Annotated in this window: 11 protein-coding genes; 5 read left to right on the top strand and 6 right to left on the bottom strand. The window is 44.1% G+C overall.

Annotated features, from left to right (window positions below):
* Positions 1 to 62: 62 nt before the first annotated feature.
* Positions 63 to 1,244 (bottom strand): acetyl-CoA C-acyltransferase, encoded by a 1,182-nt coding sequence (locus GVN20_RS25305; protein WP_166561011.1) that lies wholly within the window; start codon positions 1,242 to 1,244, stop codon positions 63 to 65.
* A gap of 97 nt (positions 1,245 to 1,341) precedes the next feature.
* Here GVN20_RS25305 and GVN20_RS25310 point away from each other — a divergent pair, with 97 nt between their 5' ends.
* Both GVN20_RS25310 and GVN20_RS25315 read left to right on the top strand, forming a co-directional pair.
* Complete coding sequence (locus GVN20_RS25310; RefSeq protein WP_166561012.1) at positions 1,342 to 2,241, top strand: DMT family transporter; 900 nt, start codon at positions 1,342 to 1,344, stop codon at positions 2,239 to 2,241.
* A gap of 89 nt (positions 2,242 to 2,330) precedes the next feature.
* Positions 2,331 to 3,713 carry a DUF2254 domain-containing protein gene (locus GVN20_RS25315; protein WP_166561013.1) on the top strand — a complete coding sequence of 461 codons (1,383 nt, stop codon included), beginning with the start codon at positions 2,331 to 2,333 and terminating at the stop codon, positions 3,711 to 3,713.
* Between the two features lie 50 nt (positions 3,714 to 3,763).
* On the opposite strand, the gene GVN20_RS25320 is transcribed toward GVN20_RS25315, so the two are convergent.
* Positions 3,764 to 4,735 (bottom strand): aldo/keto reductase, encoded by a 972-nt coding sequence (locus GVN20_RS25320; protein ID WP_166561014.1) that lies wholly within the window; start codon positions 4,733 to 4,735, stop codon positions 3,764 to 3,766.
* 163 nt (positions 4,736 to 4,898) lie between these two features.
* Between GVN20_RS25320 and GVN20_RS25325 the strand changes: the two genes are divergently transcribed.
* From GVN20_RS25325 to GVN20_RS25335, 3 genes are all read left to right on the top strand, one after another.
* On the top strand, positions 4,899 to 7,352 hold the full coding sequence (locus GVN20_RS25325) for an AsmA-like C-terminal region-containing protein (protein WP_166561015.1): 2,454 nt from the start codon (positions 4,899 to 4,901) through the stop codon (positions 7,350 to 7,352).
* A gap of 186 nt (positions 7,353 to 7,538) precedes the next feature.
* A complete protein-coding gene (locus tag GVN20_RS25330) occupies positions 7,539 to 8,957 on the top strand; it encodes an inorganic phosphate transporter (protein ID WP_166561016.1) in 1,419 nt (472 codons plus the stop codon).
* A 157-nt stretch (positions 8,958 to 9,114) separates the two neighbouring features.
* Positions 9,115 to 11,142 carry an OmpA family protein gene (locus GVN20_RS25335; protein ID WP_206023373.1) on the top strand — a complete coding sequence of 676 codons (2,028 nt, stop codon included), beginning with the start codon at positions 9,115 to 9,117 and terminating at the stop codon, positions 11,140 to 11,142.
* Positions 11,143 to 11,194: 52 nt separating this feature from the next.
* Here GVN20_RS25335 and GVN20_RS25340 read toward each other — a convergent pair whose 3' ends face one another.
* Genes GVN20_RS25340 through GVN20_RS25355 form a run of 4 tightly spaced genes read right to left on the bottom strand, consistent with a single transcriptional unit; the run spans position 11,195 to position 16,622 of the window.
* Entirely contained in the window at positions 11,195 to 11,614 is a 420-nt protein-coding gene (locus GVN20_RS25340) for a DUF1801 domain-containing protein (RefSeq protein WP_166561017.1), read from the bottom strand.
* Positions 11,615 to 11,618: 4 nt separating this feature from the next.
* Positions 11,619 to 13,568, bottom strand: coding sequence for a heavy metal translocating P-type ATPase (locus GVN20_RS25345; RefSeq protein ID WP_166561018.1), 1,950 nt, complete (start codon positions 13,566 to 13,568; stop codon positions 11,619 to 11,621).
* Positions 13,569 to 13,583: 15 nt separating this feature from the next.
* Positions 13,584 to 14,207: a hypothetical protein gene (locus tag GVN20_RS25350; protein WP_166561019.1), complete on the bottom strand. Its 624-nt coding sequence runs from the start codon at positions 14,205 to 14,207 to the stop codon at positions 13,584 to 13,586.
* 21 nt (positions 14,208 to 14,228) lie between these two features.
* Positions 14,229 to 16,622 carry a TonB-dependent receptor domain-containing protein gene (locus tag GVN20_RS25355; RefSeq protein WP_229599182.1) on the bottom strand — a complete coding sequence of 798 codons (2,394 nt, stop codon included), beginning with the start codon at positions 16,620 to 16,622 and terminating at the stop codon, positions 14,229 to 14,231.

The following is a 16,622-nucleotide window of genomic DNA, read 5'->3' on the forward strand; positions in this document are numbered from 1 at the left end:
GCTACCAAAAAGTCACCTATGAATTCTCTCATAAGTGACTCATTAGCTAGGTAGAACGCTGGTTAAACCTTTTCAATGACGATCGCCGATGCCCCACCACCGCCGTTACAAATAGCGGCAAGGCCGTATTTGCCGCCTTTTTGGTTCAATACATTTTGGAGGGTGACTACAATACGCGCCCCCGAGCACCCTAATGGATGGCCTAGCGATACGGCGCCACCAAACACGTTGATTTTTTCATGTGCGATGCCCATTTCTTTCATAAATGCCATCGTCACTACGGCAAACGCCTCATTTACTTCAAAATAATCAATTTGATCGGTAGTGAGGCCCGCTCTTTTGAGGGCTTTGGGAGCCGCTACCGTGGGAGCGGTTGTAAACCATTCTGGCTCATGCTCGGCATCGGCAAAGGAAACAATGCGGGCCAAAGGGGTAATGCCCAATTCGTTTACTTTTCGTTCGCTCATTAAGACCAGTGCTGCGGCACCGTCGTTGATGGTGGAGGAATTCGCCGCCGTTACGGTGCCGTCTTTGTTGAAGGCAGGTCGTAGTGTAGGAATTTTATCGAATTTAACGTTTTTGTACTCTTCGTCCTGTGCCACAACGATGGCATCGCCTTTGCGCTGAGGTACTTCAACCGAAATCACTTCTTTATCAAAGTAGCCTGCCTGCCATGTTTCGGCGCTGCGTTGATAGGACGCGATGGTAAAGGCATCCTGCTCTTCGCGCGTGAAACCGTATTTGACGGCAGTAGCATCGGCGCATACGCCCATGGCCATCCCGCCGTAAGCATCGACCAAACCATCCTTGGCGAGACCGTCGATAAAGGTGCCGTTGCCGTAGCCATAGCCGCCAAAACGGGCCTTGTCGAGATAAAAAGGAGCATTTGACATGCTTTCCATACCACCAGCTACCACCACATCAGCTTGACCCAGTAAAATATCCTGTGCGCCCATCATCACAGATTTCATACCAGATGCGCATACTTTGTTGACGGTTGTGCAGGTAGCGTATTTGCTGAGGCCTCCCAAAATGGCCGCCTGACGCGCGGGAGCCTGCCCAAGGTTGGCGGATACCACGTTGCCCATGTACACGGCCTCTATCAGTTGTGGGTCGAGGGGCAGAGATGATAGCGCGCCACGAATGGCTGCCGCGCCTAAATTCGTAGCTGAGAGACTAGATAATGTGCCACCGAAGCTACCAATGGGTGTTCTTACGGCCGAAACAATGTAGACGGATTGCATTAGAGTTGATGAGTTGAAGTGATTTTGGAATGAGTATTAATGCCTGATTTTTTTGATAAGCAAGAACCAAAGGTAAAGGTTTTTCAGTTTAGTCAATATGTCTAAAACATACTATTGGTTGGGGGCCGCAATGGTTTTTTTAGCGGCTTTTTGCTTTGCACTGAAAGGAATATTTATCAAATTGGCGTACCGTTATGAGATAGATACTATTTCACTTTTGACGCTTAGGATGGGGCTTTCGTTTCCTATTTATGCATTTTTTGCCTTTCGCCTTACTGCACAAGAAACCAATGTTCGGTTTACCATAAAAGATTGGTTGTGGGTAGCAGGTTTGGGAATTACGGGGTATTATTTTTCAAGTTATTTTAATTTTTTGGCGTTTAATTACATCAGTGCAGGACTAGAACGAATCCTCTTGTTTACGTATCCTACGTTTGTATTGGTTATTAACGCCTTTTTTAGAAGAAAACGTGTAACCAAACTGCAAATGGCGGCCTTGGGCTTAACCTACTTTGGGATTTTGGTGGCATTTCTGCAAAACATTGAGCCGGGGCAGCAAAAAAACCTCATTTTAGGTGCTTTTTGGGTTACGTTGAGCGGGTTGGTGTATGCGTTTTATTTGGTAGGGGGTGATAAAATCATTCCCAAAGTAGGCTCACAAAAATTTACGAGCTACGCAATGATTGCAGCCACCATTCCAACCATTTTACATTGTTATGTCGTCAACGGTCTCGAAATTTGGCACTATCCGCCGCAGGTATATTGGATTGGAATCACGATGGCCATTGTGGTTACGGTACTGCCTACGTTTGCGTTGGCGGAGGGAATCAAGCGGGTAGGAGCAGGAAATGCGTCTATTATTGCCAGTATCGGTCCCATTTTTACGATTTTTCTGGCTACCACTATTTTAGACGAACAAATTACCGCACTTCAGATTTTCGGAACATTGCTGGTGCTTGTGGGTGTATTTCTGATAAGTTGGAAAGGTAAAAAGTGAATTAGGAAAATGCTGATAATCGCCTAATTTTGACCTGATTTCATTTTATCGTACACTTCAACATTGGAGTTGTTTTTTTTCTTAATCGTATGTTTTTTCGCCGCATTTATCAATTTCATGAACGAATCAAGTCAAATTGGCTGTGGTTGGTTTTGACTTCTTATTTGATTACCGCTTTGTTGACGCTTGGCCTCCACGCTTGGCGACCAGGGGAGGCGGGAGTGCTTTTAGATGGGTTTTTGACGGCTCTGGCCGGCATTTTAACCACGATTGTAGTGACTACTTTTTCGTTTGTATTTGTGGCACTGCAATTGGCTTCGGTTCAGTTTTCACCGCGTATCATACGGTCTTTTTTTGAATATGATCAATTTAGCCGCTTTTTTCTGTGGTCATTTCTTGCGTGTGTAGCGTACTTGATGGGTTTACAATATTTTGGGTGGTCAGATGCGGCCCTGATCTATCCCAAATTCGGGATTGTTGGTAGCTTTTACCTGATTATAATGGTGTTTCCGTTATTCATTCATCACATTATTGGCAACATCAACGCGTCCAGTATTACACACAACATTGCCCTTCGAACCGTTCGAGAAATCGACGAATTGTACGAGGCACTACCGCCCCTGCCTGAAACAGAAACGGTGATTCGGATTAGGTCACCCATCAGCGGGTACTTGGATTCTTTGCGGTATCAAAAGTTAGCCCAAATTTTTCCCGATGACCGTCATGTTAGAATGGACGTGCGTCCGCACATTGGCAGTTTTGTTATTCAAGGGGGAATTTTAGCCGAAATAAAGTGCCCTTCTGAGAAAAAATCCCTTTTTAAGGCATTAGAAAAAGAAATGTCGGCTTGTTTTGTGGTGGATAAATTTCGCAGTTATAAACAGGATATTCCCTTCGGAATCAGGCAATTGGTCGATATAGCCATTAAAGCCATCTCGCCAGCCGTCAATGACCCAACTACTGCCCTAAACTGCCTTGATTATCTAGGAACAATCATCGAAAAAGCAGCGTTGAGTGAAACTGTCTCGAAAGAGGCAAAACTGTTGGCCGAGAAAAATATTTTTATTCGGGAATTTAGCTTCGAACAACTCGTGGATTTGGCCTTCGATCAAATTTATTTTTGGGGAAGAGAGGATTACATCGTTGTGAGGCACATTATCAAGACCATCACTAATTTGGTGCCCTTTATGCCTACCTCTGACAGACTTTTGGTAATAGCCCATCAAGTAGATGATTTGGAATTGCAGTACCTCCATACCATAACTCCAGATTCGTCAACAAAATATGCGGGTTCTTTTGCTAGGTGCGAACACCGAAATAGTCTTCGGGATCATTTGACGGAATTTTATGAGGCCGTCATTAAACGAATCGAGCAGCTGGATGCCAAAGAAGAAAGGATTCAAAAGAAAGTGGCGGTATATAAGCGTTATCTGAAAGACTTAGATTCGAGCTGGGAAGAAGCGCGGTTTTGAAAATAAAATGCTGAAGGCAGAAACAATGCCTTCAGCATTTTATTTTGCTCCTATTGACTCCAGCTGGTTGGTTCGCGGTCCCAGCGGTGGCCTTTGAGTATTTCGAGCAATTCTGCCTCTAATCCCGCGCCGTCAGAAGAGGCCATATTGGCTTCTACGTTACGAAGTTTGCGCATTCCTGGAATGGTGGTTGCCACATCGGGATTACTTAAAATAAACCGCAGCGCCATTTCTGGCATGGTCATCCCCGACGGAATCAGTGGCCGTAGCGCATCGGCGTGGTCGACGCTGGAGTTGAGGTTTTCGGGTACAAAATACGTAGCTCGCCAATCGTTCGAGGGGAATGTGGTTTCTTTGGTCATTGTTCCAGTGAGCGTACCTTCATCAAATGGCACACGGGCAATCACGGCTACGTCCAACTCGCGGCATAACGGAAACAGATTGTCTTCGGGCGCTTGGTCAAAAATATTATAAATGACTTGCACCGACGAAATAAGCCCTGTTTTGAGGGTGTTCAGTACATTATCGGGTTCCCAGCGATTTACACTGATGCCCCAGTGAAGTACTTTTCCGTCGCGGGTTAGTTGCTCAATCGCTTTTTGCCATTCTTCATGCTGTGCCCAATGGTCTTCCCATACGTGAAACTGCTGTAAATCAATGGTTTCAACGCCGAGATTCTGAAGGCTTTTTTCGGTGTACTCAATAATATGTGACGCTGGAAAGCATTCTTCCAACGGATATTCTGCTTTGGATGGCCATTTAAAGTTCTTGGGCGGGATTTTGGTGGCCACGTACAGACGTTGGTCTGGATGACGTTTTACTAGCTCGCCGAGGGTTCGTTCGCTTTGCCCAGCACCGTATCCCCAGGCGGTGTCAAAGAAATTACAGCCTAGTTCGACGGAGCGATTCAATGCCGCATTGTATTCATTTTCTTCGGAGCCAGTCCATCCTGCTAGCCCCCACATTCCGTAGCCGATTTCGCTTACCTGCCAATCAGTTCTTCCAAATCTTCTATATTGCATCGTGTTGGTATGATATTTTTATGTAATAAAAGTAATGTATATTGTAGTATTACTTTTATATAAAAATGACTTTGGCGCAAAGTGACCATTTTAGTTTGCAAAGTGCTCGTTATCAATATCTTTTTATTTACGTTTGACAGTTTGTTATTTTTCGGTTTCAAGTATGTCTTTTTCCAAAACAACTCAAATCATCCTTTCCTTATTCGGCGTGTTAGCGGTTGTGATGGGAGGTATGTTGACTTGGGCCTATCAATACCGCGACGACGCTTTTCAATACATTCTAAAAAAAGCAAATCAAGAGATTAATGGTCGGTTGACGGCCCGTGATTTTGGTTTTACGCCTTTTGCTAACGGAATTGGCTTCTCTTTCTCGCTTTTTGATGTTCATTTGCAAGATACGGCTTATGCAAGGCATCGTGCAGAATTTCTTTTTATTCAGCAACTTACGATTCAGGTAGATATGAAAAGTCTGTTTAAAAAAGAATTTCAGATTAAATCAATTTGTTTGAAAGAAGGTAAAATCAATATCCTTGTCGATAAAGAAGGGTACAGTAATCTCAGCGTTTTTCGTCCACGAGATAGCTTGTCAGTAGGCCAAAAGAGAGACTCTACATCCCTCAATAAAGTAATTGGAAATTTAAAGGATGTGTGCCTCAAAAATGTGTCCTTCTCTTTGGAAAATATCCGCAAAGACCAACACATTGCCTTAAAAGCCGAAGATTTGACCAATTACGTCAACCGAAGGGATACGCTTTGGGAGTTGGAGTTGAAAGGGAATGTCTATTTTGATGAAATGGCGTTCAATAAAAAGCGGGGTGCGTTTCTGAGCCATAAGCCCACCGAACTGGATATGAACATGACGTTTAGCTCTCAAACGTCCTTTTTGCGCATTTTTCCTTCCAAAGTCAAAGTCTATGACGATACATTTGAATTGAAAGGCAGCTTTGATTTTGCACCTCAAGGCCACGCTCGCCTTGAAATTAAGACTGATACAATTCACGCGACGCGGGCATTGGCGATTATCCCCAAACGGTTAGCCGATACAATTAGTCGGTTTAATATTTTGCCCGTCGTAACTGCTACCGTCCAGTTGGATGCGCCGTTGTTTCAACGGGAAAACCCAACGGTGTCAATTGATTTTCAGACCAAAAGGTTTAATTATGAAAGCCCCATTGGCGCTATACTAAATGTATTGGCAACGGCCCATTTTACCAATCAGGCCAATCCTGCGCTGCCGGCAAGTGATCAAAACTCCCGCCTGATTGCCAAGCATATAACGGGTCAATTGTATGGAAATATCCCGTTGAACACTTTTTTTACGGTCACTGATTTTGAGGCACCCTTTCTGTCCATGGAGGGCAATTTTAAAGCAGATTTACCCCAATTAAATTCATTGTTTGACGAGCATTACTTTAAATTAAATGCAGGAAAAGCACTTATCAGTTATTGTTATACGGGCAAAATGAACCCTATTTTTAACGAAAAAACCAATGAATTGAATGGGAAGTTGGACGGGAACGCCAAACTCGAAAATGCCGCTTTTACGTATTTTCCTCAACGAATGAATTTTACCCGTATGTACAGCACTATCCGATTCAATGAAAAAACGGTCGATTTGTCCTACCTACATTTTAACCACCGGCGAAACAAAATTCGGATAAGTGGCAAAGTGACGGGGCTGTTGCCTTATGCGTTCAATTCGTCCGATAAAGTCAATGGATACATAGCTCTGTTTACGCCAGATTTGGGTTTGGATTGGATTCGAGATTATAACAAAACACTTTCCAGAAAAAACAATAAACTTTTTACCAAATTGATTGCCAAAATCGCTTCACAGCTTGAATTGAAGGCGGTGGTGATGGCCAAAAAAGTGCATTATCGTAAGTTTGAAGCTACGAATGTAAAAGGGCACATCTATTTCAGCGAGAAATCAGTAAAATGTGAAAATGTAAGAATGAACGCCTTTGGCGGTGATTTTCAAGTCACTGGAGGGATTGAGGATTTTGATCGCCCGGTGCACCGCCTATATGCACGTGGAAATGTAAATCATGCAGATGTTCAAAAGGTTTTTTATGCATTTGAAAATTTTGGCCAGACCACCATTTCGGACCGTAATCTCAGCGGAAAAATCAGCACGGATTTCACTTACAGCAGTCAATTGACGACTTCATTTAAGTTTGTACCAGCGAGTATGAAAGGGCGTCTTTCATTTGAGCTGTCCAATGGTGAACTGAATCATTTTGAACCAATTCAACGGATTCAAAAGATATTTTTTAGAAAAAGAGATTTTGAAAACGTGCGGTTTGAGAACATCAAAAACCAGTTTATTCTACAGGGGCAAGAGCTAAATATGGAGCAAATGAAAATCGAGTCCAGCGTGCTGACCTTTTTTGTGGGAGGCACCTACAGTTTCAGAGATAAAACGGACTTGTTGGTGCAGGTACCGCTAAGCAACCTGAAACGGAGCACCGATGATACCATAATGCATAACTTAAATGGAAATAATTTGGTCATAAGGGCTTTGGACGAAAAAGGGGAAATCAAATTGAAATATCAATTGGATTGGCGCAAGAAGCTAAGACGGGCCGACCGACCAGACTCGCCGCTCTTAAACTAAGATAACCTTTATTTTTGAAAGATGGTGTTAACAATTTCTTAACATACGCCTCAAAAGTTTACTTTACCTTTGCCCTCAAAACCTAACTTAATAAACACATAAGTAGATAGTTTACATAGGTGTAAGCCTTTAAGTATCAAAAAGAAGGTGAAGAGTGAACTATAAACGATAAACTACGAACTCCCCATGTTTGGCTTAGAAACAGACATTTTTATTCTTCTCTGTATTTGCATTTTATGCGCCTGTGCTTTTGAATTTGTCAATGGTTTTCATGATACCGCCAACGCCGTTGCTACCGTTATTTACACCAATTCCCTCAAACCCACAACCGCTGTTATCTGGTCGGGTTTTTGTAATTTTTTGGGTGTTATCTTGGGGGGGATTGCCGTGGCAATGGGAATTGTGAATCTTTTGCCCGTTGAGTTGCTCATTGACCAAAATGTATATCACAGCATCGCAATGGTGCTTGCATTGCTATTGAGCGCCATCATCTGGAATTTTGGAACTTGGTATTTTGGATTGCCATCTTCGAGCTCGCATACGTTGATTGGCTCTATCTTGGGAGTCGGTTTGGCGTTTTCGGTGATGCCCGAAGCCACCGACGGTGCGGGCGTAAACTGGGGCAAGGCCACCGAAATCTTTGGGTCGTTGCTATTGTCGCCGCTGGTTGGGTTTAGTTTGGCCGTTATTCTCATGTTTGTTTTACGACGTGCCTTAAGTAAAGAAGCCCGCGAACAAGTATTTAGTGAACCTAAGAAAAACCAAAAGCCGCCTTTGTGGATTCGAATTGTGCTGATTGTAACATGTACAGGGGTAAGTTTTTTCCATGGTAACAACGACGGACAGAAGGGAGTGGGGCTAGTTATGCTGATTTTGATTGGTATTGTACCCACCTATTTTGCACTTAACAATGAAGTAGACCCTAAGTCACTGAAGCAAAACTTGGTGACTATCGAACAAACATTGGCGAAGATTGATACCACATTGCTAGGAATCGAAGAGAAAAAACAACTCTCAAAAATCAGAAGTAGCAGCAATGACCTGAATACCTTAGTGGTGCACACCACAGAAGGGAAAATACGGCAGGATGAGCGCCTGAATGCGCGCCGTGATATATTGGTGATTAACAGCAATTTGAAAAAACTGACAGAAAGTGCTTCGGCCAACTTTAGTGAGCAGGATAAAGCGTCCATCAAAGAAAATACCGATGATAAAAAAGGGCTGCGGCGGTATACCGATTATGCACCTTTTTGGGTGGTATTGATGATTTCACTTTCGTTGGGTTTGGGTACGATGGTGGGTTGGAAACGTATTGTAGTGACCGTGGGCGAAAAAATCGGTAAGTCTCACCTTACCTATGCGCAGGGCGCATCGGCAGAACTGGTAGCAGCCAGTACGATAGGCTTGGCATCTGGATTGGGACTTCCCGTGAGTACTACGCACATGCTCTCGTCGGGGATTGCGGGCACGATGGTGGCCAGCAAAGGAATCAAAAACCTGCAAGCTAAAACGGTTCGAAATATTTTGCTTGCGTGGGTTTTGACGTTACCCGTTTCTATTTTTCTTTCGTTTACACTCTATGTATTTTTCCGCTGGATTTTATAACTCAAAAATACTGACGGAAATATCTTTTAAAAACCTGACGGAATTTCGACTCCGTCAGGTTTTTTTATGCAACATTTGAGCACTATTTCGCGTTAAAGTTTAGCAGAAATTAATCATTTTGCTAACTTAGCCGCTTACGCATCGCACCTGACTTATTATGCAAAAGCATACATTCATATCCGGCTTGGCCTTTGTGGGTTTAATGGCCATTTTGACCGCGTGTAATTCTACACAATCTATTTTTAAACAGGGAGTTCGCAAGTTTGACAACGGTGAATACAGCCTGGCAATTAAGGATTTACAGACGGCAGTTACCGCTGGTTACGAACTTGGTCGTGCCAATTATCTCATTGCTGAATCGTTTCGCATGTCGAATCGTTTTGAGTTGGCGGTTCCGTATTATCAAAAAGCCTTAGAAAACGGGATAACCAACCCAGAAGCTCCTTTTAATTATGCCTTTGCACTCAAAGCCGCTGGCAAATACGCTGAAGCTGCCGCTCAACTCGAAAAATACATCGCGAGCAACCCTACCAATAAAGTAGCAACCGAAAAAGCAAACCGTGAGTTGTATACGCTCAAAGCTATTGACATTATCCAGCAGAAAAAGACCTTTTACCAAATCAAGAATTTGGAGAAACTCAATACTGCTGGTGCGGAATTTTCGCCTTTCGTCAAAGATGAAGACTTGATTTTTGCCGCTACCCGCAAAGAGACCCAGTACAAAAACAACGGTATGCCAATGACGGGGATTTATAAAGTAAAATTGGCGGAAAACTATGACGAAACAGGTGGAGAACCCGAAATATTCAGTCCTGCCTTATTTTTGGAAGGGGTCAATGAAGCCAACGTTACGTTTACCAAAGACGGAAAAACCGTTGTGTTTGCGCGAGGAAATACGGGTAAAAAGAAAGGAACGGCCGATGTAGATTTGTACCTGAGCCGCTTTGCGAGTAATAAATGGACCGAGCCGCGCCTGATTCCAGTCAGTGATTCAGCCGCTTGGGACGGAAGCCCTGCCTTTTCGCGCGACGGGCGGACTTTGTATTTCTGTTCCAATCGTCCTGGTGGCGTAGGAGGAATTGATATTTATCGAGCCAATATGGATGCCTCTGGGCGTTTTAGTAAGCCCGTCAATATGGGTAAAGATATCAATACGCCTGGCGATGAGATGTTTCCGTACGTAGGCCCCGATGCGAAACTGTATTTCGCGTCTGATGGTCATCCGGGCTTAGGCAAACTGGATTTATTTGTGGCAACGCGTTCTCAAGGGGTAATTACCATCGAAAACCTCGGCGCTCCCATCAATTCCCGCTTTGACGATTTCGGGCTGGTCTATCTTGATGAAGATATGAAATATGGTTTCTTCTCCTCCAACCGAGTGGGTGGCAAAGGAGATGACGATATTTATGCCTTTGAAGACGAAAGCGTAGGATTGGATTCTACCCAAATTGCCGAGCTTGAAAAACTGCCTCTGGATGACCCTCGTCGTCGGACGGTTGGTAAGCCCGAGCCGCCTAAAATTGTTAATTATTATTTGGCAGGAACCATTTCATCCAATGAAACACCAGCGGCGTTGCTCGATTCGGCCATTGTAAAAATATTTGAAATCAGTGCCGATAGCTTGGTAGGGCAAGGCGTTTCAACAGGTGGCGGTGTATTTGGTACGTTTCCGCTGGAAGAAGGCAAGGATTATTCGTTGTTGATTGAAAAGCGGGGATATATCACTAAACGCGAGCCATTTACGATGGCGGGCAAATCCATTCCGCAAATTTTCCGTAAGAAGCTGACGATGGATACCACGTTTTATGTAGCGCTGAAAATGGACCGTTTGGCGGTGAACAAAACCTTCGTCCTAGAAAATATTTACTACGACTTGGATAAATTCAATATCCGTTCAGATGCGGCCATTGAACTGGACAAATTGGTTCAAATCCTGAAAGATAACCCTACCGTAAGTATTGAGCTGAGTTCGCATACGGATGCGCGTGCTTCGGAGAGCTACAACAACAAACTGTCGCAAAATCGGGCACAATCGGCGGTAGATTATATCGTGACGAAAGGAATTGAAAAAGAACGATTGATTGCCAAAGGTTACGGTGAGTCGCGGTTGATTATCAAGGAGGCCAAAACCGAAGAAGAACACCAGAAAAACCGCCGTACCGAGTTTACGATTTTGAGTTATTAAGAAAATGGAGTTTTAAGGAATTAATTGTGTAGCGACGCGCCATCATGCGTCGCTACTTTTTTTTACGCGTTCCAAAAATGATTTTGGCGAAGGTTTTCTCGGGCTGTGTTTCATTAATCAGAATGGCTTCCTGCACAATTTCCAGAAAGGCATCTTCAATAGCTCGGAATTCCTGAAGGTTGCGTACCGTTATCCCCCGAATTAGCTTGCGGCCTTTATCTTCCAGCAATCCCTGCTCGTTTGACAACAAAAACCCTTTTACAAAGCCAATTTCAACGCCTTTCGTTTTGTGTATTTTTCCAAAATAACAGACGTAGTCTAGGCAAATAAAAAAAATAGTATTGCTGTACATAAACTTTTCGCGCATTTTTGGGTGGGCGACCAGCAATAACTGCCGAATGTATTGGAGTACCTGTCGGATTTCGGGGGTTTGATTGGCAAAAAAATCGTCGATGTCTGAATACGTGGTCATGCCTTTAGGAGAGGGTTTTGGATTGAATTCTGTAAGCATTCAAAATCGCCAATAACGCTACGCCTACGTCAGCAAAAACGGCTTCCCAGAGGTTGGCAACGCCGCCTGCACCCAGCGCCATAACGGCTATTTTTACACCCATTGCCAAGATAATGTTTTGCCAAACCACTTGTTTGGTGAGTTTGCCGATTTTAATGGCGGCCACAATGCGCGAAGGTTGGTCATTTTGAATCACAATATCAGCGGTTTCAATGGTGGCATCTGAGCCTAAGCCGCCCATGGCGATGCCCGCATCGGCAAGGGCCACAACGGGCGCATCGTTGACTCCATCGCCAACGAACGCGATGCGTTTGCCGGCGTTTTTGAGCTCCTGTACTTTTTGTACTTTATCTTCTGGAAGCAACTCTCCGTAGGCGGTTGAGATGTGAAGTTGGTCGGCTATTTTTTGAACCACTGCCGCTTTATCGCCCGAGAGCATAATGGTCTCAATACCCATTTTTTTTAATTCAGCTACGGTTTGGGCGGCATCTTCTTTTACTTCATCGGCAATGGTAAGATAACCAACATATTGATTATCAATACTAACAGCTACGATGGTGTCAACGATTTGTTCTAGCTCGGTGGGATAGGTAATGTTGAATTTTTGCAGAAGTTTAAGATTGCCGCACAGAACGTTTTTGCCAGCAACGATTCCTTTTAAACCCTGTCCCGCTATTTCTTCTACCCGTTCAACGTGGTGTATTTGGGTTTGGTCAAGGGCATATTCGGCGATGGCTTTGGCAATAGGGTGTGTTGAAGCCTTTTCCAGCGCGGCTACTGTTTGAATAAATTCCTGTTCGTCAAGGCTTGTTTTTATTTCCTGAACCTTGAAAACCCCTCGGGTGAGGGTCCCCGTTTTATCAGAAACAACCGTGGTTAACTCGGTCATTACATCCAAAAAATTAGAGCCTTTAACCAAGATTCCATGACGAGAAGCCAGCCCGATTCCCCCAAAGTAGCCCAGTGGAATGGAGACCGTTAAGGCGCACGGGCAGGCAATCACCAAAAAAACCATGCCTCGGTATAGCCATTCTTTGAATTGATAGGTATCCACAAAAAAGAAAGGAAGGAGAATCACCGATAATGCCAAAAAGAAAACAATGGGCGTATAAACTTTGGCAAAACGGCTGATAAACAGTTGGGTAGGGGCTTTTCGGGAGGTGGCGTCCTGCACCATAGACAAAATGCGCGAAAGCTTAGAGTCCTTGAAAGCGGTCGAAACCTGCATTTCAATAAGCCTCTCTAAGTTAATCATTCCTGCCAATACAGCATCGCCAGCGTGTTTGGTAGCGGGGCGAGATTCTCCCGTTAGGGCGGAGGTATTGAAAGTAGCTTTTTGAGTAAGTAGTGTACCATCAAGCGCAATTTTTTCGCCCGCTTTTACTATAATCATTTCCCCAACTGCCACGTCGGAAGGATGAATTACCTGATGATTTCCATTGCGTACAACAGTAACTGAATCGGGACGAATATCCAATAAGGCTTTGATAGAACGTTTGGAACGATTTACCGCCAGACTTTGAAACAACTCGCCGATTTCATAAAAGACCATTACGGCCACGCCTTCGCTGTATTCGCCAATGTAAAAAGCACCGAGTGTAGCGATTGACATTAAGGTAAATTCATTGAAAAAATCGCTGCGTTTTAATGAGAGAAAAGCGCGTTCGAGGGTAGGATAACCCGCCAATAAGTAGGCCGCCACCATCAGGCCTATCTCTACGGGTTGAGTCAGTTCGTAGGATAACACAAATTTTAGCAGCAGAAAACCTATCAAAATAGTCAAGCTCAACCACAACCGCCAATAAATTTTCAGGAGACTTTCTTCAGGGGCTTTTGAGTGATTATGTTCGTGGGTAGGCTTATTGGCTTTTTCGGGAGCTTGTTGCGCCAAAGGTACACTATCGGTATTTTTCATAAGAAATGCCTTTTTTTAGAACTCAATAAAGAAATTTAAAATGGCTAACCCAATGAGTGTGAGACCAGTAATAAGATTCTCGTTGTGTTCAAACCAGTGCGCATTGACCAATCGTAAACCACGACTCGCTACCCAAACCATCAGAATCATTCCTGCCAACGTAACCACGTTGTAAATCAAAGCAACTAAACCCAACGCCTGCCAGCCCAGCGCGCCCGCACTCAGGAAGTAGGCGTTGATTTCCATGCAAGGCGATAAAAACATGCCCACACAAAGCGATAAAAGCAGGGTTTTGAACGATTTTCCATTAATGGCAGCAGGGTCAATGTGCTCGTGAGCGTGCGAATGGCGAATGTGTTGCATCAAGTACCAAAGGCCCAACATCAACAAAACCGCAGGAATAACGCTTTCGGCAAGCTCATGGTAGCTTTCTGATAATTCGTAGCCCGCATATCCGATGATAAGCCCCAAAATGCTTGTGCTGACGGTATGGGCCAAGCCCGCTAAACCCGTCACGGCCAGCGTGCGGCTTTCAGACCAATGTTCGGTTTTGCCGATGGTCACAAAAGGCAGCCAGTGGCTAGGAATTAGTGCGTGTAAAATGCTTAAAATCAAAGCGCCAAAGAGGATTTCATTCATGGTTGTTTAGCTTATTTCTGATTAAAACTTGCGATTATATCCTAAGCGCACTACCTGCGTTTCGTAATAGTCAGTGCTTTGTAGTACAAAACCATTTCCCGTAATTTTTTTTCTGATTTGCATAGTATTCAGTAGGTCGGTGGCGTTCAAAAAGATGTCACCTTTACCTTTTTGTACATTTTTCTTAATGCCTAAATCAAGAGAAAAGCGTTGTTCGATGCGCCCCTGCGGAATAAGGTCGGGGGCTAGATATACGGCACTGACCTGCACATCAAAGCCGTTTGACAAATGTGCCAGACTGTTGAGCTTCACGTTTCCAGATACGAGTTGCTGTTTATCGGCGGTATAGGTTGTGGGCACGGGATATTTGTTGATAACCGAAAATGCGTTAATCGTATTTTGATAAATATTCACACTTGCATTCAGCGAGACTGGTTTGGTAAGTTGCTGTTGCCATACCATTTCTATGCCGGTGTTGTAGCTTCGCCCAATGTTTTGAAAGATATTATACAGTAAAACACTCCCTGGCACCTGAGTGGCAATGCGTGTAATGGTACCGTCGGTAATGCGTTGGTACGCTGCGGCATAAAGGTTACCGTTTAGCCAATTGGTTTTATACCCCATTTCAAAAGAACTTGTAAACTGAGGTTTGAGAGTTGGGTTGCCGACCTTTATCAGCTCAGGTTCATCGTATTTGGGAAAAATGCGAATATCTACTTCATTGGGACGGTCTACGCGCCTGTTAAAAAAGAACGAAATTTTGTTTTTATCATTGAATTTATACGCCAGCCTCAGGTTTGGAAAAGGCTGTGTGTAGTTATAGCCGTCGCTTTTGTAGGTATTATGGTTGGGATTTACTTCGTAATTGACCTTTACGTACTCCACCCGAAGGCCACTTTCCAATTCTATCTTATCGTTTTCAAACACATAATTTCCGTACAGGGCGGGAATGGTTTCGTAATAATTGGCCCAACCGCCGGCATTTACGTCCAACGGTGAATTTTGACCTGGAAAGAATTGCATATTGACGGGAATACTCCGTCTTCTCAACTTGACGCCCGTTTCCAGCTTGCCCTGCCGAAGAGGGCGGACATAGTCAACGTTGAAATCGGAAACTTGCTCATCCGAAAGCAATTTGAAGGAATCAGTGCCAGTAGATGCTGGAAGGGTGTTGGTGAAAAAGTATTTTTCGTCTTCGCGGTGAAACGTGTAATTATAATTGAAATTCAGCAAACGTCCTGGTTGTCTGAACTTATGAACAAATACCGCCGTGGCCATGGCCGTATATTTTACCTCATCTTCCAAAAACTGCCATAAACGATACCGATTGGAGAAATCGTCCTTAAAATAAGGGTTATCGCCGTTATCAAGGATCTTCTCACGGTTAAAAAGCCCCGAAACCGTCAGCGTATTGCTGGAATTGAAAGCGTAGTCTATTCCCGTTTTGACGGTGGCATAGGTGGTGGTTCGGTTGCGTTTGATTTGCTGAATGACGTTTTCTCCCGTATCATAGGTGCGGGTAGAAAACTCATTTTTATTGAGCGTTTGGGTATAAAGCCAATCGCCCTGTAAGAATACATTGGCTTTGTGTTTGCGGTGATTGATGGAAAAGGAAGGATTCAGCTTAGGCGTATTCTGAAACTGGGGACGAATCGTAGGCAGGTTCTCTTTTCTAACCCATAAAGCGCCCAAGCCTGCCGCCAAGCCGACTTTGCCGTTCCAGCCGTATTGTTCATTCTTTTTGAAAATGATATTGATAATGCCCGCGTTGCCGTTGGCATCGTATTTGGCGGAGGGGTTGTTGATGATTTCGATTTTTTCAATAGCTGAAGCTGGCAAATTATCAAGCCCAGTTTGACTGCCAAAGCCCGTCAATGCCGTTTGTTTTCCATCAATCAGCACCACTACTTTATCGGAGCCCCTGAGCTGAATTTTGCCTTCCTGGGAGGTGGTAATTCCAGGCAGATTGTTCATCATTTGTAACACTGAGCCGCTGGTTTGGCTGATATTATCAGCGGTCAAAAATGTTTTTTTATCCATTGTGCCCGCAATACCCTGTTGCTGCGCCACTACCTTTACTTCTTCAAGTGTCTGGCGGTCTTCAGGCAAGTCAATGGTGCCTAAATCTAAAAAATCGCTCAGTTGCCCCACCGATACCGTTTGTTTCGTGACCTGATACCCCACAAACGAAGCGGTCAATTTGTATTTACCTTTTTTGACGGAAGGCAGCGAAAAAATCCCTTCGTCATTGGTGATTGTGCCAACCACAAAAGCACTGTCTATGTCGGTTGTTAATACAATATTTACAAATGGGAGCGCTGCTTTGGTTTGGGCATCTCTGATTTTGCCTGACAGAACAGTTCCTTTGGTTTGCGCCAAAAGTACAGATGTGCAAAATGTTAGAATAAAAAGCAA

This window comes from Runella sp. CRIBMP (genome assembly GCF_009905605.1).
GTDB lineage: Bacteria > Bacteroidota > Bacteroidia > Cytophagales > Spirosomataceae > Runella.